Below are 24684 nucleotides of genomic sequence, written 5' to 3'. Positions count from 1 at the left end.
TCGGAGCCCATCACGAGGATGGAGCGCATGGTGGGGACATCCGACAACGATCGCCTGGTATGGATCGACTGCGAGATGACCGGACTCGACCTCGCGGTCGATGAGCTGGTCGAGATCGCCGTGGTCGTGACCGACTTCGAGCTTCGCCTGCTCGATCCCGGGTTCCATGTCGTGATCAAGCCGGACGCGTCGGCGCTGGCGCACATGAACGAGTTCGTCACGAACATGCACCGCTCGTCGGGACTGCTCGACGAGATCCCGCACGGTGTGACGGTCGCCGACGCCGAGTTCCAGGTGCTCGAGTACATCCAGCGCTTCGTGCCGCTGGAGGGCAAGGCGCCGCTCGCGGGCAACACGATCGGCACCGACCGCATGTTCCTCGCCAAATACATGCCGCGCGTCGACCACTGGCTGCACTATCGCAACGTCGACGTGTCGAGCATCAAGGAACTGGCTCGACGCTGGTACCCCCGGGCATACATCCACGCCCCCGCGAAGGACGGCGGTCATCGCGCGCTGGCCGACATCATCGAATCGGTGCGCGAGCTCGCGTACTACCGCCAGGCCGTGTTCGTCCCCGAGCCCGGGCCGACGAGCGACGGGGCGCGCGCAGCCGCTGCCGCCGCCGTGTCATCGTTTGCCCCTGAGGTGTGAGAGAATCGTCTGGTTGCCCGCGCGAGCGGGAAGCATGGTGGGTATAGCTCAGTTGGTAGAGCACCTGGTTGTGGTCCAGGGGGTCGCGGGTTCAAGTCCCGTTACTCACCCCATGTGAATCGAGGTCCGGACTCCGGCGAGAATCTCTCGCCGGAGTCTGGACCTCGAACTTTTCCGGCATCCGCGGATACTGAGATCACCGGAGCCCCGCGCAGGCGTTCACGCCCTGACCGACCGGTGTACACGCGGTCCTCGTCAGGCTCCGCCTCGGGGCTCGCGTCGGCACCAGCAGGTATCGTTGCTGACGGTATGGAGATGGATGCCGCGACCTTCGAGTCGCTCGTGATCGACGAGCTCGACGCCCTGCCCGACGACATGGTCGCCGGGCTCGACAACGTCGTCTTCGTGGTCGAGGATCGGCCCGAGGACGGGAGTCTCGACCTGCTCGGCCTGTACGACGGCTGGGCTCTCACCGAGCGCGACCGCTACGGCGTCGGTGAGCTTCCGGACCGCATCCTCGTGTACCGAGAGCCGCACCTCGCGGCGTGCGACGACGAGGACGAACTGCGCGACGAGGTCCACACGACGCTGGTCCACGAGATCGCGCACTTCTACGGCATCGACGACGACCGACTGCACGAGCTGGGGTGGGCGTGATGAGCCCGGTCGCGACACCGGCCGTCGACGAGGACGTGGACGTCGTCCACCGCACGGATCCTGATCGTCCATGGCAGACCGTCGTCTGGGACGACCCGGTCAACCTCATGAGCTACGTGACGCATGTCTTCCGGGAGTACTTCGGGCTCCCCCGCGCGGAGGCGGAGCGCCTCATGCTCGCGGTCCACAACGACGGTCACGCCGTCGTCTCGCAGGGCGCGCGCGAACGCATGGAGCTGCACGCCCAGGCGATGCACGACTACGGGCTGTGGGCGACCGTGCGGCAGGAGCCGTCGTGACCGGACGCACGGTCGTGCTGGGGGTGGCGCGTCTGGAGGCCGCGCACCTGTCGGCGCTCGTCGGGCAGTTCGCGGAGCTCGTGGACGGTTCGACGCCTGCCGACGAGGACCCCGCGATCGCGCGCCTCGTGCCGACGCCCTACCCCGACGACGACGCGGCGGCGCGCGAATTCCGCTCGCTGACCGAATCGGACCTGCTGACGCGGCGCCGCGCAGATGCCGAGATCGTGCTGCTCTCGCTGACCGAGGCCGCCGGCATCCCGGACGATCCTGAGGACCCCGCGATGCTCGAGCAGGTCGAGATCCGCCTGGAACCCGACACCGTACGCGCCTGGCTGCGGACGCTCGCGGCGGTGCGTCTCGTGATGGCGGAGCGCTTGGAGATCACCGAGGCCGAGGATCACGATCCCGGCGACCCGCGGTTCGGCATCTACGACTGGCTGGGCTACCGGCTAGACGGGCTCGTGGCGTCCTTCGACGAGGGTTAGGCCGACGGCTCAGGGCACGGGGAACACATGCGTCGCGAGTCGCATCGGGTCATCCCGCTCGACGTGGCGCTGCTCCTGCCGCGCCCAACGGTCCCAATGCGGACGGTACGTGTCTCCGTCGCGGTCGAGGGCGCGCTGCTTACGCGAGGCCGCCGGGGACTCGAGCCACACCCGCACGTCGCCCAGCCGGGCCGTTGCGGGCGTCAGCAGCCCTGCCCCCTCCACGATCAGCGGAAGCGAGGGATCGACCGCGTGCGCCTCGGCCGGCTCGCCGGTCGTCCAATCCCAGCGCTGCCAGACCCCCACGAACCCGCGGGCGTGCGGCGTGAGGATCAGCTCGCGCGCGAGGTCCACGCCGTCGTCGAGTCCGTCCCACCCCGGGTAGAGCGAGTCCAGCGCGACCAGCTGCACGCGACCGCGCAACGGCCAGTTCGACACCAACGTCCGCGCGAGCGAGCTCTTGCCGGCTCCGCTGCGCCCGTCGATCAGGACGACCGGATTGGATGCCGCGACCTGTTCGATCGCCGACGCCAGGTGTCCGACGGCGAGAGCGAGCGACGTTGCGACCGGGTCGGCGTTACTTCTTGAGGGTGCGGATGACACGGCTGAGGGCGCGCCCGGCGAAGAACACGAACGGGATCGCCACGGTGAGCAGCGCGATGATGTTGGGCTCGAAGCGCAGATCGTCGCCGCGACGGATGTAGGCACCCACCGGGATCGCGTAGCCCCCGCCCCCGCCACCGCCGTTGCCGGCCTCGTCGGAGCCGCCGCCGAAGCCGGACCACGTCACGGCGACCGGGATCAGCCGGATGCCGTCGACGTCCTGCTGCTCGCCGTATGCGCTCTTCACGCCGAAGGACGCCGACTGCTTGCCGAGTTCGAGTGCGATGTTGGGCATGCCTCAAACGTAGCGGGCGTTCGGGTCCCGTGACAGACGATCTGCGGCCGAGCCCCGGATCGTGGGGTCAGCCTTCGTCGAGACGCGGCGCGGGCGGGCTGGAGGGCAGCGTCCCACCGCCTCTCGAGCCCAGGTTGGTCGCTCGCGTGACCGCGCCGCGACCGAACCGCGCCGTCGCGTCGTCGAGGGCGTCCTCCAGCCGTCGCCAGCCCTCGTCGTCGTCCCACAGCCCGGGCATCGCAGAGCCCGATGGGCGCAGCTTCTCGGCGCGCACGCCGATGAGCCTGACCGGCAGCGACCGCTCGATCGACGCGAACAGCTCGTGCGCGGCATCCCCGATCCGCTGGCCGACGGCCGTGGGCTCAGCGAGGGTCTGCGAGCGCGAAATGGTCGTGAAGTCGGCGAAGCGCACCTTGACGGCGACCGTGGACGCCTCCCATCCGTTGCTGCGCAGACGCGCGCCGACGCGGTCGGCCAGCCGTCGCAGCTCGGACCGGAGGACCGCGTCGTCGCCGATGTCCTCGTGAAAGGTCTCTTCGTGTCCGATGCTCTTCTCGACGCGCGACGTGTCGACCTCGCGTGCATCGATGCCGCGCGCGAGGTGCCAGACACGGTCGCCCATCGCCGGCCCCAGGGCACGGTCGAGCACGTCACGCGGCGCCTCGAGGGCATCCGCGATGGTGCGGATGCCGCGCCGTTCGAGCGCCTCGGACGCCTTCGGCCCGACGCCCCACAGCGCACGCACCGAGCGCGGACCGAGGAACGCAGCGGTGTCGGCCTCGGCGATGATGAGGAGCCCGTCGGGCTTGCTGATCGTGGAGGCCATCTTCGCGACGTGCTTGGTCGCAGCGACCCCGATGCTGCACGTCAGCCCGGTCTCGTCGAGCACGCGGGCACGCAGCATGCGGGCGATCTCGCCCGGACTCCCCCAGAGTCGTCGTGCGCCGCGCACGTCGAGGAACGCCTCGTCGATCGACAGGGGCTCGACCAGCGGCGTGACGTCACGGAAGATGCGCATCACCCTGGCCGACATCTCCAGGTACCGCTCGAAGTGCGGCAGCACGACGATCGCGTGCGGGCACAGCCGCAGAGCCTGACTGACCGGCATCGCTGAGCGCACGCCGTAGCGCCGCGCCTCGTACGACGCGCTCGACACGACCGATCGGCTCTCGGGCGCTCCGATGATGATCGCTTTGCCGCGCAGCGACGGGTCGTCGAGCTGTTCCACCGACGCGTAGAACGCGTCCATGTCGACGTGGAGGATGCCGGCTCCCGTGTCGTTGGCTCCTTCAGGCGAGACGAGCCGCCCCGTTCCGTCGCCACGCCCCATGCGTCGATCCTTTCAGGGGGCTCCGACATCGACCAGTGGGGCGGGCCCGATGGACCCGCCCCACTGTCGAGGAATCCGACGTGTCGTCGCCGATCAGGCGGTGCCGGCACGCTCCAGGACGAGCTCGCGCACGCGCGCGGCGTCGGCCTGACCCTTCATGGCCTTCATCACGGCGCCGATGACGGCACCGGCTGCCTGCACCTTGCCGTCGCGGATCTTCTCGAGCACGTCCGGCTGAGCGGCCAGCGCCTCGTCGATCGCGGCGATCAGCGCGCCATCGTCCGACACGACGGCGAGCCCGCGGGCGTCGACGACCTCCTGCGGGGTGCCCTCGCCGGCGATGACGCCTTCGAGCACCTGGCGGGCGAGCTTGTCGGTGAGCGTTCCCGCGTCGACCAGCGCCTGCAGCGCAGCGACGTCTGCGGGCGTGACGAGATCCGCCGCCTCACGGCCGTCGGCGTTCGCGATGCGGGTGATCTCACCGGTCCACCACTTGCGCGCCGCGGTCGGCGATGCGCCGGCGGCGATCGTGGCCTCGACCTCGTCCAGCACGCCACCGTTGACGACGCCCTGGAACTCGATGTCGGCGAAACCCCATTGCGCCTTCAGCCGGCGACGACGTGCCCCCGGCTGCTCGGGCAGGGCGGCGCGCAGCTCCTCGATCAGCTCGGGCGCCGGCGCCACGGGAAGCAGGTCCGGCTCCGGGAAGTACCGGTAGTCGTCGGCGTCGGACTTGGGCCGCCCCGGGGACGTGGTCCCGGTGTCCTCGTGCCAGTGGCGCGTCTCCTGCGTGATCGTGCCTCCGGCGGCGAGGATCGCCGCCTGACGCTGGATCTCGTAGCGCACCGCACGCTCGACGGATCGCATCGAGTTGACGTTCTTCGTCTCGGTGCGGGTGCCGAGCTTCTCCTGGCCGCGGGGGCGCAGCGACACGTTGGCGTCGCAGCGCAGGTTGCCGCGCTCCATGCGTGCCTCCGAGATGCCCAGCCCGATCACGATGTCGCGGATCGCGCGGACGTACGCCGCCGCGAGCTTGGGGGCGTTCCCCTCCGCGCCGAAGATCGGCTTGGTGACGATCTCGACGAGCGGGACACCGGCGCGGTTGTAGTCGACGAGCGAGTACTCGGCACCCTGGATGCGACCGGTCGCGCCGCCGACGTGCGTCAGCTTGCCGGCGTCCTCTTCCATGTGGGCGCGCTCGATGGGGATCTGCACCAGCGTGCCGTCCTCGAGCTCGACCTCGACCTGACCCTCGAACGCGATGGGCTCGTCGTACTGCGAGATCTGGTAGTTCTTGCCGAGGTCCGGGTAGAAGTAGTTCTTGCGCGCGAACCGGCTCGACGGGGCGATCGAGCAGCCGAGCGCGAGGCCCAGGCTGATCGAGTAACGCACCGCCTGCTCGTTGACGACCGGCAGCGCGCCCGGGAGGCCCATGTCGACCGGGGCGACGAGCGTGTTCGGCGCGGCGTCGTGCTGCGACGGGTGCGCCGGGTTCGGTGACGACGAGAACATCTTGCTCTCGGTGTTGAGCTCTACGTGCACCTCGAATCCGAGCACCGGCTCGTAGAGCTCGAGCGCCTTGTCGAAGTCCATCAGCTTGTCCTTCGCCATCAGCGGGCACCTCCGTCCGCGCCGAGCACCGGCGCCCTGTCGAGGAGCGGCCCGCCCCACGAGTCCACCAGCAGGGCCTCGAGCGCGGCGCCCACGCGGTACAGCCGCGCGTCCTCGTATGCCGGTGCGAGGAACTGGATGCCGACGGGCAGGCCGTCCTCGGCGGCCAGGCCCGACGGGATCGAGATGCCCGGGACACCCGCGAGGTTCGCCGGGATCGTGGTGACGTCGTTGAGGTACATCTGCAGCGGGTCGTCGATCTTCTCGCCGAGCTTGAACGCCGTGGTCGGCGCCGAGGGCGTGGCGATGACGTCGACCTGCGCGAACGCGTCGGCGAAGTCGCGCTGGATGAGGGTGCGCACCTTCTGGGCTGAGCCGTAGTAGGCGTCGTAGTAGCCGGCCGACAGCGCGTACGTGCCGAGGATGATGCGGCGCTTGACCTCTTCGCCGAACCCGGCGTCGCGCGTGCGGGCCATGACGTCCTCGACGGTGCCGCCCGGCACGTCGACCCGCATGCCGAAGCGCACCGAGTCGAACTTCGCCAGGTTGCTGGATGCCTCGGCCGGGAGGATCAGGTAGTACGCGGCGACGCCGTACTCGAAGTGCGGAGCGCTGATCTCGACGATCTCGGCGCCCTGGGCCTCCATCGCGGCCAGCGCCGCGCGGAACGACTCCGACACGCCCTGCTGGAAGCCGCTGTCGGGCAGCTCGCGGATGACGCCCACCTTGAGGCCCTTGAGGACCTCGCCGGTCGCGCCCTCGCGCGCGGCGGCGGCGAAGGACGGCCACGCGTGGGTCAGCGACGTCGAGTCGTGCGGGTCGTGCCCGCCGATGACGTCGTGCAGGAGGCCCGAGTCGAGCACCGTGCGCGTGACGGGGCCGACCTGGTCGAGGCTCGAGGCGAGGGCGATGGCGCCGTAGCGGCTCACGGCACCGTACGTCGGCTTGAGGCCGACGGTGCCGGTCACATGCGCGGGCTGCCGGATCGAGCCGCCCGTGTCAGAACCGAGCGCCAGCGGCGCCTCGAATGCGGCGACGGCGGCGGCGGATCCGCCGCCCGAGCCGCCCGGGATGCGCTCCAGGTCCCACGGGTTGCGGGTCGGGCCGTACGCGGAGTGCTCGGTCGAGGACCCCATGGCGAACTCGTCCATGTTGGTCTTGCCGAGCGGCACGAGGCCCGCGGCGCGGGCGCGCGCGACGACGGTCGCGTCATAGGGCGACAGGTAGCCCTCGAGGATCTTCGAGCCGCTGGTCGACGGCATGTCGGTCGTGACGAGCACGTCCTTGATGGCCAGCGGTACGCCGGCGACGGCGCTCAGCGCTTCGCCTGCGGCGCGGCGTCGATCGATGTCGGCCGCCACCTCCAGCGCGTGGTCGCTGACGTGGAGGAACGCGTGGATGTCGCCATCCACTGCCGCGATGCGATCGAGGTGGGCCTGCGTGGCCTCGACGCTCGACACCTCGCGCGCGGCGAGCTTGTCTGCGAGCGCAGCGGCGCTCAGCTGGGTGAGATCGGTCACGGACGGCCCCTTACTGCTCTTCGCCGAGGATCGCGGTCACGCGGAACCTGCCGTCCGCGGCATCGGGTGCGTTCTGCAGCACCTGCGCCGGCGTCAGCTGGCCACCCGCGACATCCGGGCGGAACACGTTCTGGAGGGCGATCGGGTGGCTCGTCGCGGGAACGTCGGGCGTGGCGACCTCGGACACCTTGGCGATGTTGTCGACGATGACGTCGAGCTGGCCGGTGAGGCGCTCGACCTCCTCGTCGCTCAGCTGGATCCTGGCGAGCACACCGAGATGGCGCACGAGATCGGGGGTGATTTCAGACACCTGTCAAGACTACCGGGACCGCCCGCGACCCACTCCGCGCGCCCGCGCGGCCGCGACCCGCGGAGGATCGCGACCCGCGGCGTAGGCTGATCGCCGTGACGACTTACGACCCGCCGCGCCCGTGGACCGCCAGTTACGCGGACGGTGTGCCCGAGGACCTCGTTCCCGTGACCGGATCCCTCGTCGACATCGTCGACGCGTCCGCGAGGGACTACCCGGATGCCGCGGCCCTGCAGTTCTTCGGCCGCGAGACGTCGTACCGCTCGCTGCACGAGCAGATCGAGCGCGCCGCCGCGGGGCTGCGCGACCTCGGCGTGAAGGCCGGCGACCCGGTGGCGATCGTGCTGCCGAACTGCCCGCAGCACATCGTGGCGTTCTACGCGATCCTGCGCCTCGGCGCCGTGGTCATCGAGCACAACCCGCTCTACACGCCCCGTGAGCTGCGCAAGCAGTTCGAGGACCACGGCGCCAAGCACGCGATCGTGTGGACCAAGGTCGTGGGGACCGTCCAAGACTTCCCCGCCGACCTCGCGCTCACGAGCCTCGTTTCGGTCGACGTGACCAAGGCCATGCCGTTCGGCACGCGCCTGGCCCTCGGCCTGCCGATCGCGAAGGCCCGCGAAGCGCGCGCCGCGCTGACCGAGCGCGTCTCGGGCACCGTGCCGTGGGAGCAGGTGGTCGGCAGCGCTGCGCTGCCGGCATCCCATCCGCGCCCCGCCACCGACGACCTCGCCCTGATCCAGTACACGAGCGGCACGACCGGCACGCCGAAGGGCGCTGCGCTGACGCATCGCAACCTGCTGTCGAACGCGGCGCAGGCGCGGGCCTGGGTGCCGTCGATCGTCCGCGGCGACGGCTGCGTCGTCTACGCCGTCCTGCCGATGTTCCACGCGTACGGGCTGACGCTGTGCCTGACGTTCGCGATGTCGATGGGTGCGCGCCTGGTGCTGTTCCCGAAGTTCGACCCCGACATGGTGCTCGATGTCACCAAGAAGCACCCCGCGACCTTCCTCCCGCTCGTGCCGCCGATCGCGGACCGCCTGCTGCGCGCCGCCCGGGAGAAGGGCGTCTCGCTCGCCGGCACCGAGGTCGCCATCTCGGGTGCGATGGCGCTGCCGCACGAGCTCGTCGTGCCGTTCGAAGCCGCGACGGGCGGCTATCTGGTCGAGGGCTACGGCCTCAGCGAGTGCTCCCCCGTGCTCATGGCCAACCCCGTCGCCGACAACCGCGTGCCGGGCACGGTCGGCCTGCCCCTGCCGGGCACCGAGTGCCGCGTCGTGGACCCCGACGAACCCACCAGGGATGTGCCGCGCGGCGAACGGGGTGAGCTGGTCGTGCGCGGACCGCAGGTGTTCTCGGGCTATTACGGCAAGCCCGAGGAGACCGAGGCCGTGTTCGTCGACGGGTGGTTCCGCACCGGCGACATCGTCACGATCGACGAGGCCGGGTTCGTGCGCATCGTCGACCGCATCAAGGAGCTCATCATCACCGGCGGCTTCAACGTCGCCCCCACCGAGGTCGAGAACGCGCTGCGACAGCACCCGAAGGTCGAGGACGCGGCCGTCGTCGGGCTGCCCAGCGAGCACTCGGGCGAGGAGGTCGTCGCCGCGATCGTCGTCGCGCCCGGTGAGGAGATCGACGTCGAGGCGATCCGCGACTTCGCACGCGGCATCCTCACCCCATACAAAGTGCCCCGCCGCATCTTCGTCGTCGACGAACTGCCGAAGTCGCTCATCGGCAAGGTGCTGCGGCGGCAGGTGCGTGACCGGCTGCTCGCCCTCACCACCGGGTCCTGAGCCTCCGCTCCGGGCACGGACCCTCACGCGCGGAACGTTCCCGGGCGAGGCTGCAGCCAGGCCGCGGTGTCGTAGTCGTCCTCCCACGGGAACCGGCCGTCGCGGTCGTCGTAGGTGAGCTGGAGCACCGGGACGGAGTGCTCGTCCGCCCGGTCGTAGTAGCGGTTGGCCGCGAACACGATCTCTCCCGGGTTGGGGACCGCCTCGACCGCGACCCGATGACGCCACCCCGCGAACGAGAGCACCTGCCCGACCCGCAGGTCCTCGCCGGCGCGCACCCGCGCGGCCACGTCGTCCAGCAGCAGCGACGAGGTGCGGGGGTCGAGCCCGAACACGAGCAGCTCGGGATGCCCCAGCCCGAACAGGCCGATCGTGTACGCGAACGGCGCCTCGCGCTTCGGCATGTCGCCGAACACGTACTCGTTGCGCGTGCCGTGTGCACGGATCGTCTGCGCCGTGCGCCGAACCTCCTCGTCCAGCCAGGCGAGCGACGACGGCGTGAGAGCGGTGGTCATGGGGGTCCTTTCGTCGATGGGATCGACGTTAGAACATACCTACGACACTGCGGTCGGCGGGTCGGCGAGTCCCACGCGCGACACCGCGACGGCGTACGGGTGAAGGGTCGCCGCGAACACCCGTCCGGCGACGGCCGGGTCGGCGGTCATGACGGCTCGTGCCGCCGCTTCGTCTTCGGCCTCGAAGATGACGAGGCCGAACGTTCCGACCGGTTCCTGCGTGCGACCGGCGAGGATCAGCGCGCCGCGGTCGCGAAGGGCAACGAGATACGCGAAGTGCTCAGCGACCAGGCGCTCCTCGTCCGCCATCGCCGCTGTCAGCATCCCGGGGCGCGTCGGAACGATGCGATACAGCCACTGAGCCATGTGCGCATCCTCCTCGGCGATGTCGCCCTTGCCGTCCTCCCGGCGCTCAGCCGGCGTCGGGATCCAGCGCGTCCAGTGCCGCCGGGCCCTCCGTCACGAGGATGCGGAACTGGTCGGCGTCCAGGATGCGGATGCCGAGCTCCTCGGCCTTCGCGAGCTTGGACCCGGCACCCGGCCCCGCCGCGACGAAGTCGGTCTTCTTCGAGACGCTCGACGCCGTCTTGCCCCCCGCGCTCAGGATCGCCTCCTGCGCGCCGTCGCGCGTGTAGCCCTCCAGCGAGCCTGTCGCGACGACCGTGAGGCCCTCCAGGACTCCTCCGACGACGACGGCCGCGCCCGGGCCGGGGTGACCCGGCGTCGCCCACTGCACGCCCGCGCGCGTCCACTCGTCGACGATGTCGCGGTGCCAATCGACCTCGAACCACTCGAGCAGCGAGTCCGCGATGATCCCGCCCACGCCCTCGACCTGGGCGAGCTGCTCACGGTCTGCGGCACGGATGGCCTCCAGTGATCCGAACCACTGCGCCAGCGCACGAGCGGCCACAGGACCGACGTGCCGGACGTTCAGAGCGACGAGCAGGCGCCACAGCTCCTTCGTCTTCGCCTTCTCGAGCTCTGCCAGCAGTTTCACCGCGGCCTCGGAGGGGAGCACTTCGCGATAGTCCTTGCGGATGCCGGCTCTGCGCCTCGCAGCCGCGTCGAGGTGCTCCGTCCCCGGCGGGTACTGCGCGGGGCCGAGCTTCTGGAACGGCGCGCGACGCACCGGCTCACCGGTCTCGTCGTCGACCTTCAGCTCGCCGGTCTCGGCGTCGCGGACGATCACCGAGATCGGCACGAGGTCGTCGAGCGAGAGCGAGAACAGCCGCGCCTCCGTCTCCAGCGGTGCCGTCGCCGGCGCCTCGGCCTGTGTCAGGGCGGCTGCGGTCACTTCTCCGAGCACCTCGATGTCGAGTGCGCCGCGCGAGCCGATGTGCTCGACGCGCCCCCGCACCTGCGCGGGACACGATCGCGCGTTCGGGCAGCGGAGGTCGATGTCGCCCTCCTTGGCCGGCCGCAGCGGGAAGCCGCACTCAGGGCAGTCCGCCGGCATGACGAACTCGCGCTCGGTGCCGTCGCGCAGCTCCACGACCGGTCCCAGCACCTCGGGGATGACATCGCCGGCCTTGCGGAGCACCACGGTGTCGCCGATCAGCACGCCCTTCGCGCGCACGACGTCCTGGTTGTGCAGCGTCGCCTGCCGCACGACGGAACCCGCCACGCGGGCGGGAGCCATCACGGCGTACGGCGTGGCACGGCCGGTGCGGCCCACGGACACGACGATGTCGAGCAGCTTCGTGTTCACCTGCTCGGGCGGGTACTTGTATGCGATCGCCCAGCGCGGCGCACGGCTCGTCGCGCCCAGCTCGTCGTGCAGCGCGAGCTCGTCGACCTTGACGACGATCCCGTCGATCTCGTGCTCGACGTCGTGCCGATGCTCGCCGTAGTAGGCGACGAAGTCGAGCACGCCGTCGATCTCGTCGGTGGTGCGGAAGTACGGGCTGGTCGGCAGGCCCCACTCGGCCAGCAGTGCATACGTCTCGCTCTGCGAGTCCACAGGCGGCCGGCTCCACGCGCCGATGCCGTGGACGAAGAGGCGGAGCGAGTCGAGCCGGGCCTGACCGGCCTCGAGCTCCAGCCCCTCCTTCTTGTCGAGCTGCTGGCGCAGTCCGCCCGACGCGGCGTTGCGCGGGTTGGCGAACGAGGGGAACCGGCGCTCGGCGCTCAGTCGCGCCTTCTCCTCGTCGAACGCCCGGCTGCGCGCCCTGGTCTCGTCGACGGCGCGGTCGCGCATGTCGGCCTGCAGGGCGTTGAGCCGCTCGAACGCGGCGACCGGGATGAACACCTCCCCACGCACCTCGACGAGCTCGGGATGCCCCGTGCCGGCGAGCCGCTGCGGGATGCCGGCGACCCGCACGGCGTTGACGGTCACGTCTTCGCCGACACGGCCGTCGCCGCGTGTGGCGGCCGAGGTCAGCACGCCGTTCTCGTACCGGAGGCTGATCGCCAGTCCGTCGATCTTGAGCTCGGTGAGCCATCGCACGCTGCGGCCGGCAGCGCCCTGCGCCTTGACGCACCACTCGCGCAGCTCTTCGGGACTGAAGACGTTGTCGAGGCTCAGCATTCGCTCGGCGTGCTCGACGGGTGCGAACATCGAGCTCTCGGCCGCGCCGACCGTCTGGGTCGGCGAGTCCTGGCCCTGCAGCTCGGGGTGCAGCCGCTCGAGCTCTTCGAGGCGATGCATCCATCCGTCGTAGGTCGCGTCGTCGACGATCTCGGCGTTGCGGCCGTAGTAGGCGTCGCGCGCGCCGATGATGCGGTCGGTCAGGTCCTGGGCTTCGGCCCGCGCGGGTTCGAGTCCGGCATCGGCGGGGAGTGCGGCATCCGTCACTCCGCCAGTCTAGGAGGGGGTCCCGACACGCACCGGGGACTCGCGCCCCTCGGAGCTCACGCGGAGACCGGGACCGCCGAGACCGTCGTCGCGATCGTGAACTGGCCGATGACGCGCGTGCCGTCGTAGAGCACGGCGGTCTGACCCGGCGCCACGCCGTCGAAGGGCGTCTCGGGAACGACCGTCAGCCGGCCGTCGGCGAGCGTCGCCGTTGCGGGCACGGGGTCGGCGTGTGCGCGGATCTGCACGTGGCACCCGAAGACGCCCTCGGCCTGCGCACGGCCGGCCCAGGAGTACCGCTCCCCCGCGATCTCCGCCGTCGCGAGGGCCTCTTTGGGACCGACGACGACCGTGTTGGACACCGGGCGGACTTCGAGGACGAACCGGGGCTTGCCGTCGGGTGCGGGCACGCCGAGCTGCAGCCCGCGCCGCTGACCCACGGTGAACGCGTGCGCGCCCTCGTGCGTGCCGATGACCGCACCCGTGCGGTCGACGATGTCGCCCTGCTCGGCGCCGACCCGCTCGGCGAGCCAGCCGCGCGTGTCGCCGTCCGGGATGAAACAGATGTCGTGGCTGTCGGGCTTGTGTGCGACGGTGAGGCCGCGCTCCTCCGCCTCGGCGCGCACGAGCGCCTTCGACGGCGTCGACCCCAACGGGAAGTAGGTGTGCGCGAGCTGCTCGGCGTTCAGCACGCCGAGCACGTAGGACTGGTCCTTGGCGGCGTCGGACGCGCGGTGCAGCTCCAGTCCTCCGGGACCGTCGACGAGCGTCGCGTAGTGCCCGGTGCAGACGGCGTCGAAGCCGAGCTCGATCGCACGCTCGAGGAGCGCCGCGAACTTGATCTTCTCGTTGCACCGCATGCACGGATTAGGGGTGCGGCCGGCACGGTACTCCGACACGAAGTCCTCGATGACGTCGTCGCGGAACCGCTCCGAGAAGTCCCACACGTAGAAGGGGATCCCGAGGCGGTCCGCTGCCCGTCGGGCGTCCATGGCGTCCTCGATCGTGCAGCAGCCGCGGCTGCCGGTGCGCAGCGTTCCGCCCTCGCGCGAGAGCGCCAGGTGGACGCCGACGACCTCGTGGCCCGCCTCGACGGCCCGTGCGGCCGCGACGGCGGAATCCACTCCACCGCTCATGGCTGCCAGGATCCGCATGGTCCCAGTCTACGAAGTGCGGCCTGTACGAGGGCCGGATGCCGCGCGCGCACGCTCCACGGCCTCGGGAAGCGCCGCCAGCGCCGCCTCCACATCGTCCGCGGTCGTGGTGCGGCCCAGCGTGAACCGCAGCACCTGCCGCGCCTCGGCGTCGCTGCGGCCGAGCGCCAGCACCACGTGCGAGGGCTCCGGCACGCCGGCCTGGCACGCCGAACCGGTCGACACCGAGATGCCGGCACGGTCCAGAAGGAACAGCAGTGTCTCGCCCGACGCCCCCGGGAACAGCACGTGCGCGTTGCCCGGCACGCGGTCGACGGGGTCGCCGAGCAGCTCCGCCCCCGCGATGGACGAGCGGATGCCGCCCACGAGCCGCTCCCGCAGCCCGGTGAGCCGCGCCGCCTCGGCCTCGCGCTCGGCATCGGCGAGCTCCGCGGCGACCGCGAAGGCGGCCGCTCCCGCGACGTCCTGCGTGCCCGCGCGCAGGCGTCGCTGCTGAGCGCCGCCGTGGACCAGCGCGGTGAGCTCTGCCGTGCGCGACACGACGAGTGCGCCGACTCCCGCCGGGCCCCCGATCTTGTGGGCCGAGACGCTCATCGCCACCAGCCCGGTGCGGCCGCGCGCTGCGCCGCGCCACGCGCGGAACGAGACCGGAACGTGGCCGAACGCGGCGACGGCGTCGAGGTGGAGCGGCACGCGCGCGGCGGCCGCGGCGTCCGCCAGTCCCGCCGCGTCGTTCACGGTGCCGACCTCGTTGTTCGCCACGAGGGCGGTCGCCAGCGCCGCGCCGGGCAGCGCCGCCGCGAAGGCGGCGACGGGGATCCGCCCGACGACGTCCAGCCCGACGTGCCGGACCGCGGCGCCCTGCGCGTCGAGCCAGGCGACCGCATCCAGAGTGGCGTGATGCTCGCCGTCGGGCAGGACCACGGCCTCCGCGTCCGGCTCGCGCGCCCACCACAGTCCCTTGACGGCGAGGTTCACGGCCTCCGTGCCGCCCGAGGTGAACACGACCTCGATCGGGTCGGCGCCGAGCACGGCCGCGAGCCTCTCGCGCGCATCCTCGAGGGTGCGACGTGCGTCCTGGCCGGCACCGTGGATCGACGACGCGTTCCCGACGGCGGACGCCGCGTCGATCCACGCGTCGCGCGCCTCGGGACGCAGCGGAGCGGTGGCCGCGTGATCGAGATAGACAGGCACCCGGCATCCTCTCGGGGTTCATGACCGTGGACTGCATCCGGTCTCGTGCGTCCTGGGACCCGGTCCCGTAACGCCACCGACTCGGACCATGGTTATGGTAGTCCGCATGGTCAGCCCGGAGTCCGTCATCACGCACCCCGCCGCGGGGCTGCTCAGCCCAGAGCTCGACGGGCTCGGCATCGAACTGCTGCCCGGCGGGGCGCGCCTGCGCGTCTGGTCGGGCGAGGCCGACGCGATCGACCTCGTGGTGTTCGACGACACCGATCTGGACTGGATCACGGCGACCGAGCCGCTGGCGCCCGTCGGCGGCGGCGTGTGGGAGGTCACCTCGGCGCTGCTGCGCCCCGGCACGCGCTACGCGATCCGCGTGGACGGCCCCCACGGTCCGGGCAACACCTTCAACCGCGGCACGCTCCTGCTCGAGCCCTACACGAAGGGCCTCGTCCGCACCGGGTACGACGGCTGGCGCTCGGTCGTGGTCGAGGGCTCCTTCGACTGGGGCGACGCGCGCAAGCCTGCTGTGCCGCTGGACCGCACGGTGCTCTACGAGGGCCACCTCAAGGGCCTGTCGAAGCGGCATCCCGAGCTCCCCGGCGCGCTGCGCGGCACGTACGCGGGGCTCGCGCACCCCGCGATGGTGCAGCACTTCCTCGATCTCGGGGTGACGAGCATCGAACTGCTGCCGATCCACGCGTTCACGACCGAGCCGCGGCTGCTGCAGCACGGCCTTGCGAACTACTGGGGCTACAACACGCTGAACTTCTTCACCCCGCACGCCGCGTACGCCACCGAGGAGGCCCGGCGTCAGGGACCCGAGGCGGTGCTGCGCGAGTTCAAGGGCATGGTGAAGCTGCTGCACGAGGCCGGCCTGGAGGTCATCCTCGACGTGGTCTACAACCACACGGCCGAGGAGGGCCTCGGCGGCCCGCGCTCGAGCCTGCGTGGCATCGACAACCGCGCCTATTACCGCCAGCAGGACGACGGCGCCTACATCGACGTCACCGGCTGCGGCAACTCGCTCGACACGTCGACCGACGCCGCGTCGCGCCTCGTCCTGGACTCGCTGCGCTACTGGGCGAACGAGGTCCAGATCGACGGCTTCCGCTTCGACCTCGCCGTGACGCTCGGCCGCGACGCCGCGCACGAGTTCACGCCGCAGCATCCGCTGCTCCGTGCGATCGTCGACGATCCGGCCCTGGCCGGCGTCAAGACGATCGCCGAACCGTGGGACGTCGGGATGGGCGGGTGGCAGACCGGCGGTTTCGGCGACGGCTGGAGCGAGTGGAACGACCGCTACCGCGACCGGGTCCGCAACTTCTGGCTGAGCGACGTGGACTACGCCCGCCGCGCGAACGTGTCGCCCGTCGGCATCGGCGGCCTCGCGCACCGCCTCGCCGGCTCGGCCAACACGTTCGACGAGGCGCGGGGGCCTCTCGCCGGCATCAACTTCGTGACCGCGCACGACGGGTTCACCCTGCGCGACCTCGTGTCGTACGACGTCAAGCACAACCACGCCAACGGCGAGCACGGCCGCGACGGCGCCGACACCAACCGCTCGTTCAACCACGGCACCGAGGGCCGCACCGGCGACCCGGCGATCCTCGCGACGCGGCGCAAGGCGATGCGCAACCTGATGGGCACGCTGCTGCTGTCGGCGGGGGTGCCGATGATCACCGCGGGCGACGAGCACGCGCGGACGCAGAACGGCAACAACAACGCGTACTGCCACGACTCCGACCTCACGTGGCTGCGCTGGGAGCACACGCCGTGGCAGCAGGACCTCTACGCCCACGTGCGGCACCTGCTGCGGCTGCGGCGCGAGAACCCCGCCCTGCGGCCCAGCCGCTTCGCACGGCTGGGCGAGCACACGCCGTCTGCGTCGGTCATGGAGTGGTACGACGAGCACGGCGACACGATGTCGATCGAGCGCTGGACCGATCCCTCGCACCGCACGCTGCAGTACGTCGCCTCGTCCACGCCCGAGCAGGAGGACTTCAACCGGATCCTCCTGATGATCCACGGCACCGAGCGCCCGATCGACGTCACGCTGCCCGACGCCGACGGGGTGAAGCGGTACGTGTCGCTCTGGTCGAGCGCGGAAGAGACGCCGTCCGACGACAGGGCGCTGTTCGCGCCCGGCGACGTCGTGTCGCTCGCGGGCACCTCGATGCACCTGTTCCGTGCCGAGTGACGTCACGCATGGATCACCTCGCGGTCACGTCGCTGTCGCCTGACCGGACGGGACGGTAGGTTCGAGACGTGGTCACGACGACGCGCTCCGCGCGCTCCCGCCCGTGGCGGAGCGCCTCGGCCCTCCCTGTCCGCGATGCCCGCGCCTGGCAGCCCGACCCCGACACGGTCTCGCGGCGAATACCCCTGGCTCAGCCTTTCCCGACCGTGCCGTGGGGCGACTACCGCCCCAGCGCGTACAACGGCGAGGTGGTGCCGTTCCGGGTGACGGCGTTCCGCGAGGGACACGACCGGATCGGCGTGCAGCTGCGGCTCTACTCCCCCACGGGCGACGAGTCGCTGCACCGCCTGGATCCCCTCGACGACGGCTTCGACCGCTGGCAGACCGAGGTCGCGCTGCTCGAGCAGGGCGTCTGGCGCTTCCGGTTCGAGTCCTTCGGCGACGACTTCGCGACGTGGCATCACGCGGCATCCATCAAGATCGCTGCGGGGGTGGATGCCGCCCTCATGCGCGAGCTCGGCGCGCTCCTGTTCGATCGGGCCGGCGCCGAGAAGGGCCGCCCGGTGGCCGAGAAGCGGGCGCTCGCGGCGGCTGCGGCATCCCTCCGCGACGCGACGGTGGACGACGCCGGCGCACTCGCCGTCGTCGAGGACCCCCGCCTCGCGTCGTACTTCCGGCTTCGGCCGGTGATGTCGCTCGTCACGCCCGGCGACGACCTCGAGCTGCTCGTCGAGCGCGAGCGCGCCGGCGTCGGCGCGTGGTACGAGTTCTTCCCGCGGTCTGAGGGCGCCAGGCGACTCAAGGACGGCAGCGTCAAGAGCGGCACGTTCCGCACGGCCGCCAAGCGTCTGCCCGCGGTGGCGCAGATGGGGTTCGACGTGGTGTACCTGCCGCCGATCCACCCCATCGGCACGCTCAACCGCAAGGGCCCGAACAACACGCTCGACGCGGGGCCCGGCGATCCGGGATCGCCGTGGGCCATCGGCTCGGCGGCGGGGGGTCATGACGCCGTGCACCCCGACCTCGGAACGCTGGCCGACTTCCGCGCCTTCGTGCGCGCCGCACGGGCCGAGGGCATGGAGATCGCCCTCGATCTGGCGCTGCAGGCGGCGCCCGACCACCCCTGGGTCGCGGAGCACCCCGAGTGGTTCACGACCCTCCCGGACGGCTCGATCGCCTACGCCGAGAACCCGCCGAAGAAGTACCAGGACATCTACCCGGTCAACTTCGACAACGATCCCGCCGGGATCCGTGCAGAGGTGCTGCGAGTCGTGCGGCACTGGATCGCCCAGGGCGTCAGCATCTTTCGCGTCGACAACCCGCACACCAAGCCCCTGCAGTTCTGGGAGTGGCTGATCGCGACGGTCAACGCCGAGCATCCGGACGTGGTGTTCCTCGCCGAAGCGTTCACGCGCCCGGCCCCCATGCAGAGCCTGGCCGCGGCAGGGTTCCAGCAGAGCTACACGTACTTCACCTGGCGCAACACCAAGGCCGAGCTCGAGGAGTTCCTCACGGGGCTCGCGCACTCCACCGACGCGTTCCTGCGCCCGAACCTGTTCGTCAACACACCCGACATCCTCACCGAGTACCTGCAGTTCGGCGGTCGGCCGGCCTACCGCATCCGGGCCGCGATCGCGGCGACGGCGGCGCCGACGTACGGCGTGTACGCGGGCTACGAGCTGTACGAGAACGTCGCGCGGACCGGCTCCGAAGAGAACATCGACAACGAGAAGTACGAGTACAAGGTGCGCGACTGGGCGCGCGCCGTGGAGCGCGGTGATTCGCTGGCCCCCTACCTGGAGCGGCTCAACGGCATCCGGCGTGCGCATCCCGCCCTGCGGCAGCTGCGCAATCTCGGCGTCCACTGGAGCGACGACGACGCGATCCTCGTGTACGTCAAGCACCTCGACGCCGCGCTCTCGCCCGACGGGCGCAGCGACACCGTCATCGTCGTCGTGAACACCGACCCCCACTCGGTGCGCCAGACCATGGTGCATCTCGACACCCGCGTGTGGGGCATCGAGCCCGGCATGCCCTACGAGGTCGAGGACCTCGTCACCGGCGCCCGCTGGACGTGGTCGGATCACAACTACGTGATGCTCGACGCGTTCACCGAGCCCGTCCACATCCTGCACGTGAAGGAGCCCCGATGACGCCCTCCGACCAGCTCCTCGACGCCGTCGCGGCGGGCTCACACCACGATCCGCACGCGGTGCTCGGCATCCACCCCGACACCGATGCCGAGGGCACGGCCACGTGGACGATCCGTGCGCGCCGCCCGCTCGCGCGGAGCGTCACGGCCGTGTTCGAGGACGGCACGCGCGTCCCCCTGGAGCACGTGCGCGCCGGCATCTGGGAGGGCACGCGCGCCGGCACGCGCGGGCGCTACGAACTTGCGACGTCGTATCCGCAGGGCCCGGACTACGTGGCGGACGACCCGTACCGTCACGCACCCACGATCGGCGAGCTCGATCTGCACCTCATCGGCGAGGGCCGGCACGAGGAGCTGTGGCGGGTGCTGGGATCGCACGTGCGCGAGGACGACGGCGTCTCCGGGGTCTCGTTCGCGGTGTGGGCGCCGAACGCCCGCGCGGTGCGCGTCGTCGGCGACTTCAACGGCTGGGACGGCCAGGGACACGCCATGCGGTCGATGGGCGCGAGCGGGGTGTGGGAGCTGTTCATCCCCGGCATCGGTCCCGGAACCGCCTACAAGTACGAGCTCCGCAGCCGCGCGGGCGAGTGGGCGCTCAAGGCGGACCCGATGGCCCGCTTCGCTGAGGTGCCTCCCGCGACGGCATCCGTCGTCGTCCACGCGTCCTACTCATGGGGCGACGCGCAGTGGCTGGACGCCCGCGCCAAGAGCGCACCGGTCTCGAAGCCCATGTCGGTGTACGAGCTGCACTTCGGCTCGTGGCGCCAGGGGCTGACGTATCGGGATGCCGCCGACCAGATCATCGACTACGTCACCGCTCAGGGGTTCACGCACGTCGAGTTCCTGCCGCTGGCCGAGCACCCATTCGGCGGATCGTGGGGCTACCAGGTCACGGGCTATTACGCTCCGACCAGCCGGTACGGGCACCCCGACGACCTGCGCTACCTGATCGACCGCCTGCACCAGGCGGGCATCGGCGTGATCATGGACTGGGTCCCCGGGCACTTCCCCAAGGACGCCTTCGCGCTGGCCCGCTTCGACGGCGAGGCGCTCTATGAACACCCCGACCCCCGCCGCGGCGAGCACAAGGACTGGGGCACGTACATCTTCGACTACGGCCGCAACGAGGTGCGCAACTTCCTCGTGGCGAACGCGCTCTACTGGTTCGAGGAGTTCCACGTCGACGGCCTGCGAGTGGATGCCGTCGCCTCGATGCTCTACCTGGACTATTCCCGCAGCGACGGCGAGTGGGAGCCGAACATCCACGGCGGCCGCGAGAACCTCGAGGCGATCCGGTTCCTGCAGGAGGTCAACGCCACCTCCTACAAGCGATACCCCGGGATCGCCATGATCGCGGAGGAGTCGACGAGCTTCCCCGGAGTCACCGCGCCCACCAGCCAGGCCGGGCTCGGCTTCGGGTTCAAGTGGAACATGGGATGGATGAACGACTCGCTCGAGTACATCAAGCGGGATCCCGTCCACCGCTCGCACCACGAGGGCGAGCTGAGCTTCTCGTTCGTCTACGCGTTCAGCGAGAACTACGTGCTGCCCATCAGCCACGACGAAGTCGTGCACGGCAAGGGCAGCCTGTTCGGCCGCATGCCTGGTGACCACTGGCAGAAGCTCGCCAACATGCGCGCGTTCCTGGCGTACATGTGGGGGCACCCGGGCAAGCAGCTGCTGTTCATGGGCCAGGAGTTCGGCCAGCTCTCGGAGTGGTCGGAGGGCCGCTCTCTCGACTGGTGGCTGCTCGACCAGCCGAGCCACGCAGAGCTGCTGGGATTCGTCGGCGCGCTCAACGGCGTCTACCGCGCGCACTCGCCGCTCTGGGCGCGCGACAGCGACGGCGCGGCGTTCTCGCGGCTCGGCGCGCCGACGTGGAACCCCAACGTGATCGCGTTCGCCCGCCGCGACTGGCACGGCAACACGGTGGTCGTCGCGGCGAACTTCTCGGGCACGCCGCTGAACGCCTACGAGCTCGACCTGCCCGAGAGCGGCGTGTGGCACGAGATCCTCAACACGGACTCTCAGGCCTACGGCGGCTCCGGCGTCGGCAATCTCGGTGTCGTGCACGCAGCGGATGGGGGGCGCGCGACGCTCGTGCTGCCGCCGCTGGGCGTGCTGTGGCTGCGCCACGAGACCGCCGCGCACGTGCCGTCACCCACGAGCGGCTGACGCGTGCGGATGGCCCGGCGGCGCGCCGGGCCATCGGCTCAGAAGAGCAGCGAGGCCAGGCGGCCGCGGGCCGAGCCCACGCGCGGGTCGGCGTCGCCCACGAGGGCGAACAGCTCGAGCAGGCGCTCGCGGACCGGGCCGCGCTCGTCCGTCGGCAGCTGGGCGAACAGGTCGAGCAGTCGGCCGAACGCGTCCTCGACGTGACCGCCGGCGACATCCAGGTCGGCCACCGCGAGCTGAGCCGCGACATCGGTGGGCGCGGCCGCGGCAGCCGCGCGGGCCGCCTGCAGATCGACACCCTGCACCCGGGCGAGGAGGCGCACCTGGCCGAGGCCGGCCCGGGCGTCCTCGTCGCGCGGATTCTCGGTGAGGGCCTTCTCGTACGCGGTGATCGCACGGGCATAGTCGCCCACCTCGATCGCCTCGAACGCTTCGGCGTGCAGCGGGGGCAGCGGCGGCTCCTCCGGAGCCTCCGGTGCGGCATCCGCCTCTCCGTCGACGGCGGCGGTGCCGGTCACACCGTTCTGCGCGGCCACCTGCAGCAGCTGTGCGAAGACCTCGCGCACCTGCTGCTCGGGCACCGCGCCGTTGAACAGCGGGACGGGCTGTCCGGCGACGAGAGCCACGACCATCGGGATCGACTGCGCGCGGAACGCCTGCGACAGCTGCGGGTTCGCGTCGACGTCGACCTTGGCGAGCACCAGCCGTCCGGCGAGCTCTTCGACGACCCGCTCGAGGATGGGGCTCAGCTGCTTGCAGGGTCCGCACCACTCGGCCCACAGATCGACGACCACGGGGACCGTGCGCGAGAGCTCGAGCACCTGCGGGAACGTGTCGTCGGTGACGTCGAGCACGAGGGCAGGAACGGCCACCGCGGCACCGGGCGCCTGCGGCTCCCCGGGGGCCGGCGCCGCCGGGCGATTGCGCAGCGACGAGAGATCGACCGCGCCGCGGACAGCGGCACCGAGGGAGGGATCGCTCACGAGATGACCTTCGCTTCGAGGATGGCGGACGAATAGCCCAGCAGACGGATCTTCTCATTCGACCCCGGCCCGGGGACGTAGAAGAACACCTGGTCGCTGTACGTGGTCGTGAATCCCGTCGACGACTGGTCGGTCCCCGCCAGCGCGGTCACCGTCGGGTTGTTCTTGATCACCGCGTCGGGATTGGCGGGCGTCGCGGTGTCGGTCTCGTCGATGTTGACGGCGACGATCGCACCGCTCTCGACGGTCTGCAGGGCGAACGGCGCCTGCGTGCCCGCCTTGGCTGCGAACGCCAGGTTGCCGGTGACCGCGGTCGTGTTCGCCGTCTGGTTGAACACATCCAGGCGGCGCTGCCGGTCCTCGGCGATGCTGGTGCGCAGCTGGTCGCCATCGGCGTCGAACAGCGCGTAGTACTCGCTGGACTCGCCCTTGTCGATGACGTCGGCGTACGCCGCGGCGACATCCTGCGGCGCCAGCGAGAGGAACGGCGAGTCGGGCTCGACCTGCGCGGCGCCGATGTAGGTGGGCGCGAGGTCGGGCAGCGTTGTCGAGGCCTCGAGGTTCGCGATGTAGGACAGGCGGTAGTCCGACCAGGGGTCCGCCTGCGACATCACCATGATGCTCGACGTCTTCGACTCCTCGTCGGCGCCGACCACGATGACCGAGCGGGGCCAGTCGTCGTACGCCTGCGGGAGGATCACGCTCAGGGGCTTGGCGTGGATGGGGTCCGGTGCCTTGTAGTCCGCGATCTGCGAGCGCAGCTTGTAGTTCGTGTCGCGCGCCGCCAGCGCCGCGCCCGACATGCGGGTCTCGGCGAGGTCACCGTCCATCGCCGCATCGGCGTCGGCGACGGTCGCCGCGATGCGCGTCAGGATGCGCTCGGCCTGTGCCTTGGTGACGGCTGGGGCCTGCTGGCCTTCGGGCGCGATCACCGTCGTCGTCGGGCTGGGGGTCGGCGAGGAGCCGAACTGCGGCCACGCGTCCGCAGAGCAGCCCGTGAACAGGAGCGCAGAAACCGCGACGATCGGCAGTACGGCGAAGGCACGGCGCCCGCCGGCGACGGCACGGCGCGTCGCCGCCTGGTTGCTGATCACGCCTTTGTCGTCGTCGTCGATCATCGAGATGTCGATCGGCTCGGTCACCGGCAGCGGCAGTCCCTTGCGGCGCGGTCCGCGACGACGGCGCACGTGACGGATGCCGAGGATGTAGAGGAACACGCCGACCGCCATCAGGATGGCGCCGCCCGCGATGAGGGGCCCCGCCCAGGGCGTCGAGGTCTGCAGCGGCCACGTCACGGTGACCTTGCTCGGCGCCGGCGCGGTGCCGTCGGCCGCCACGAGCACGCTCATGCCCTCGGGAAGCTGCAGCGGTGCGATGAGCAGATCCTTCTGCGTGTACTCGTCGAGCCAGAGGTCGGAGCCTGCGGGGTTGCGGCCGGTCGTGGCCGCGGCGTCGTCGGTGGCGGTGCTGTCGGTCGGGGCGGCCGCGTCGCCGGCGGCGACATCGCCCGCAGCGGCATCGCCGGCGGCCGGGTCGGTGGCGGTATCGCCCTCGGTCGGTGCGGCCGTGGTGTCGGCCTCGACCAGCGTGGTCTCGATCTTGCCGTTCTTGCCGAGCGACACGTGGTTGTAGGTGGCGTCGGCCAGCCAGTCCTCCATGTCGGCGGTGCGGCCGTACGAGGCGAAAAGATCGCCCTCGGCCTGGGCGCGGAGCGTCTGGGTGCCCGGCAGCTGGTTGAGCACCGCTCCGTCGATCAGGATGTAGGGAGCCTCATCCTCGACCGAGATCGCCGCCGTCTCGGTCTTGGGTCCCTCGAAGATCGTCCGCTGGGCGATGCCCGCACCGATCATCACGGTGGCCAGCACGAAAGCCGCCACAGCCCACACGAAACGCACGAAGAAACCCTTTCCCGGGCGCGCAGACAAAGCACGGCCCTTCGATTCGACAGTTCACACTAGCGAAT

Annotated in this window: 21 protein-coding genes and 1 tRNA gene; 9 read left to right on the top strand and 13 right to left on the bottom strand. The window is 71.0% G+C overall.

Annotated elements, in window-relative coordinates; translation table 11 throughout:
• The first annotated feature begins 27 nt into the window (after positions 1-27).
• The 5 genes from orn (at position 28) to ACFWJ8_RS01595 (ending at position 2098) form a co-directional block, all read left to right on the top strand.
• Positions 28-654, top strand: coding sequence for an oligoribonuclease (orn, locus tag ACFWJ8_RS01615; protein ID WP_378808119.1), 627 nt, complete (start codon positions 28-30; stop codon positions 652-654).
• 37 nt (positions 655-691) lie between these two features.
• A tRNA-His gene (locus ACFWJ8_RS01610) sits at positions 692-767 on the top strand.
• A gap of 202 nt (positions 768-969) precedes the next feature.
• Complete coding sequence (locus ACFWJ8_RS01605; RefSeq protein ID WP_378808117.1) at positions 970-1311, top strand: metallopeptidase family protein; 342 nt, start codon at positions 970-972, stop codon at positions 1309-1311.
• Complete coding sequence (gene clpS / locus ACFWJ8_RS01600; protein WP_378808115.1) at positions 1311-1610, top strand: ATP-dependent Clp protease adapter ClpS; 300 nt, start codon at positions 1311-1313, stop codon at positions 1608-1610. Before ACFWJ8_RS01605 ends, clpS begins: the two co-directional genes overlap by 1 nt.
• Complete coding sequence (locus ACFWJ8_RS01595; RefSeq protein ID WP_378808113.1) at positions 1607-2098, top strand: DUF2017 family protein; 492 nt, start codon at positions 1607-1609, stop codon at positions 2096-2098. The genes clpS and ACFWJ8_RS01595 overlap by 4 nt, the downstream gene beginning before the upstream one ends.
• Positions 2099-2107: 9 nt before the next feature.
• Here the strand turns inward: ACFWJ8_RS01595 and ACFWJ8_RS01590 are convergent, their stop codons facing one another.
• The 6 genes from ACFWJ8_RS01590 to gatC all read right to left on the bottom strand — a co-directional run bounded on the left by ACFWJ8_RS01590 (position 2108) and on the right by gatC (position 7767).
• A complete protein-coding gene (locus ACFWJ8_RS01590; protein ID WP_378808111.1) occupies positions 2108-2701 on the bottom strand; it encodes a hypothetical protein in 594 nt (197 codons plus the stop codon).
• A complete protein-coding gene (locus ACFWJ8_RS01585) occupies positions 2676-2996 on the bottom strand; it encodes a hypothetical protein (RefSeq protein WP_018171049.1) in 321 nt (106 codons plus the stop codon). Before ACFWJ8_RS01585 ends, ACFWJ8_RS01590 begins: the two co-directional genes overlap by 26 nt.
• A gap of 67 nt (positions 2997-3063) precedes the next feature.
• Complete coding sequence (gene dinB, locus ACFWJ8_RS01580) at positions 3064-4326, bottom strand: DNA polymerase IV (protein WP_378808108.1); 1263 nt, start codon at positions 4324-4326, stop codon at positions 3064-3066.
• A 93-nt stretch (positions 4327-4419) separates the two neighbouring features.
• Positions 4420-5937, bottom strand: a complete 1518-nt coding sequence (gene gatB / locus ACFWJ8_RS01575; protein WP_378808105.1) for an Asp-tRNA(Asn)/Glu-tRNA(Gln) amidotransferase subunit GatB — start codon at positions 5935-5937, stop codon at positions 4420-4422.
• Positions 5937-7457 (bottom strand): Asp-tRNA(Asn)/Glu-tRNA(Gln) amidotransferase subunit GatA, encoded by a 1521-nt coding sequence (gatA, locus tag ACFWJ8_RS01570; RefSeq protein WP_378808103.1) that lies wholly within the window; start codon positions 7455-7457, stop codon positions 5937-5939. The genes gatB and gatA overlap by 1 nt, the downstream gene beginning before the upstream one ends.
• A gap of 10 nt (positions 7458-7467) precedes the next feature.
• Positions 7468-7767: an Asp-tRNA(Asn)/Glu-tRNA(Gln) amidotransferase subunit GatC gene (gatC, locus tag ACFWJ8_RS01565; RefSeq protein ID WP_191171140.1), complete on the bottom strand. Its 300-nt coding sequence runs from the start codon at positions 7765-7767 to the stop codon at positions 7468-7470.
• Between the two features lie 95 nt (positions 7768-7862).
• Here gatC and ACFWJ8_RS01560 point away from each other — a divergent pair, with 95 nt between their 5' ends.
• Positions 7863-9563 (top strand): long-chain-fatty-acid--CoA ligase, encoded by a 1701-nt coding sequence (locus tag ACFWJ8_RS01560; RefSeq protein WP_378808099.1) that lies wholly within the window; start codon positions 7863-7865, stop codon positions 9561-9563.
• Between the two features lie 23 nt (positions 9564-9586).
• Here the strand turns inward: ACFWJ8_RS01560 and ACFWJ8_RS01555 are convergent, their stop codons facing one another.
• The 5 genes from ACFWJ8_RS01555 to ACFWJ8_RS01535 are packed head-to-tail and all read right to left on the bottom strand — an operon-like array spanning position 9587 to position 15220.
• Positions 9587-10078, bottom strand: coding sequence for a DUF4262 domain-containing protein (locus ACFWJ8_RS01555; protein WP_378808097.1), 492 nt, complete (start codon positions 10076-10078; stop codon positions 9587-9589).
• Positions 10079-10117: 39 nt separating this feature from the next.
• Positions 10118-10444, bottom strand: coding sequence for a YciI family protein (locus ACFWJ8_RS01550; protein ID WP_378808095.1), 327 nt, complete (start codon positions 10442-10444; stop codon positions 10118-10120).
• A gap of 46 nt (positions 10445-10490) precedes the next feature.
• On the bottom strand, positions 10491-12872 hold the full coding sequence (ligA, locus tag ACFWJ8_RS01545; protein WP_378808093.1) for an NAD-dependent DNA ligase LigA: 2382 nt from the start codon (positions 12870-12872) through the stop codon (positions 10491-10493).
• A gap of 56 nt (positions 12873-12928) precedes the next feature.
• Positions 12929-14026 carry a tRNA 2-thiouridine(34) synthase MnmA gene (gene mnmA, locus ACFWJ8_RS01540; protein WP_378808090.1) on the bottom strand — a complete coding sequence of 366 codons (1098 nt, stop codon included), beginning with the start codon at positions 14024-14026 and terminating at the stop codon, positions 12929-12931.
• A gap of 9 nt (positions 14027-14035) precedes the next feature.
• Positions 14036-15220, bottom strand: coding sequence for a cysteine desulfurase family protein (locus ACFWJ8_RS01535; RefSeq protein WP_378808087.1), 1185 nt, complete (start codon positions 15218-15220; stop codon positions 14036-14038).
• A gap of 106 nt (positions 15221-15326) precedes the next feature.
• On the opposite strand from ACFWJ8_RS01535, the gene glgX reads away from it, so the two are divergent.
• From glgX to glgB, 3 genes are all read left to right on the top strand, one after another.
• Entirely contained in the window at positions 15327-17411 is a 2085-nt protein-coding gene (glgX, locus tag ACFWJ8_RS01530) for a glycogen debranching protein GlgX (RefSeq protein WP_378808085.1), read from the top strand.
• A gap of 185 nt (positions 17412-17596) precedes the next feature.
• On the top strand, positions 17597-19564 hold the full coding sequence (locus tag ACFWJ8_RS01525) for a maltotransferase domain-containing protein (protein WP_378808658.1): 1968 nt from the start codon (positions 17597-17599) through the stop codon (positions 19562-19564).
• Entirely contained in the window at positions 19561-21738 is a 2178-nt protein-coding gene (gene glgB, locus ACFWJ8_RS01520; RefSeq protein WP_378808083.1) for a 1,4-alpha-glucan branching protein GlgB, read from the top strand. The genes ACFWJ8_RS01525 and glgB overlap by 4 nt, the downstream gene beginning before the upstream one ends.
• A gap of 38 nt (positions 21739-21776) precedes the next feature.
• On the opposite strand, the gene ACFWJ8_RS01515 is transcribed toward glgB, so the two are convergent.
• Both ACFWJ8_RS01515 and ACFWJ8_RS01510 read right to left on the bottom strand, forming a co-directional pair.
• Positions 21777-22721 carry a tetratricopeptide repeat protein gene (locus tag ACFWJ8_RS01515; RefSeq protein ID WP_378808081.1) on the bottom strand — a complete coding sequence of 315 codons (945 nt, stop codon included), beginning with the start codon at positions 22719-22721 and terminating at the stop codon, positions 21777-21779.
• A complete protein-coding gene (locus tag ACFWJ8_RS01510) occupies positions 22718-24616 on the bottom strand; it encodes a glycosyl transferase (protein WP_378808079.1) in 1899 nt (632 codons plus the stop codon). Before ACFWJ8_RS01510 ends, ACFWJ8_RS01515 begins: the two co-directional genes overlap by 4 nt.
• Between the last annotated feature and the right edge of the window lie 68 nt (positions 24617-24684).

This window comes from Microbacterium sp. NPDC058389 (genome assembly GCF_042722305.1).
GTDB lineage: Bacteria > Actinomycetota > Actinomycetes > Actinomycetales > Microbacteriaceae > Microbacterium.
The sequence above is the reverse complement of the archived record's forward strand: the minus strand, read 5'-3'. Positions and strand labels throughout refer to the sequence as shown.

Coding starts and splice junctions, on each gene's coding strand:
- orn (WP_378808119.1), top strand. CDS start 28: ATGGTGGGGACATCCGACAACGATCGCCTGGTATGGATCGACTGCGAG.
- ACFWJ8_RS01605 (WP_378808117.1), top strand. CDS start 970: ATGGATGCCGCGACCTTCGAGTCGCTCGTGATCGACGAGCTCGACGCC.
- clpS (WP_378808115.1), top strand. CDS start 1,311: ATGAGCCCGGTCGCGACACCGGCCGTCGACGAGGACGTGGACGTCGTC.
- ACFWJ8_RS01585 (WP_018171049.1), bottom strand. CDS start 2,996: ATGCCCAACATCGCACTCGAACTCGGCAAGCAGTCGGCGTCCTTCGGC.
- dinB (WP_378808108.1), bottom strand. CDS start 4,326: ATGGGGCGTGGCGACGGAACGGGGCGGCTCGTCTCGCCTGAAGGAGCC.
- gatB (WP_378808105.1), bottom strand. CDS start 5,937: ATGGCGAAGGACAAGCTGATGGACTTCGACAAGGCGCTCGAGCTCTAC.
- ACFWJ8_RS01555 (WP_378808097.1), bottom strand. CDS start 10,078: ATGACCACCGCTCTCACGCCGTCGTCGCTCGCCTGGCTGGACGAGGAG.
- ACFWJ8_RS01550 (WP_378808095.1), bottom strand. CDS start 10,444: ATGGCTCAGTGGCTGTATCGCATCGTTCCGACGCGCCCCGGGATGCTG.
- mnmA (WP_378808090.1), bottom strand. CDS start 14,026: ATGCGGATCCTGGCAGCCATGAGCGGTGGAGTGGATTCCGCCGTCGCG.
- glgX (WP_378808085.1), top strand. CDS start 15,327: ATGGTCAGCCCGGAGTCCGTCATCACGCACCCCGCCGCGGGGCTGCTC.
- glgB (WP_378808083.1), top strand. CDS start 19,561: ATGACGCCCTCCGACCAGCTCCTCGACGCCGTCGCGGCGGGCTCACAC.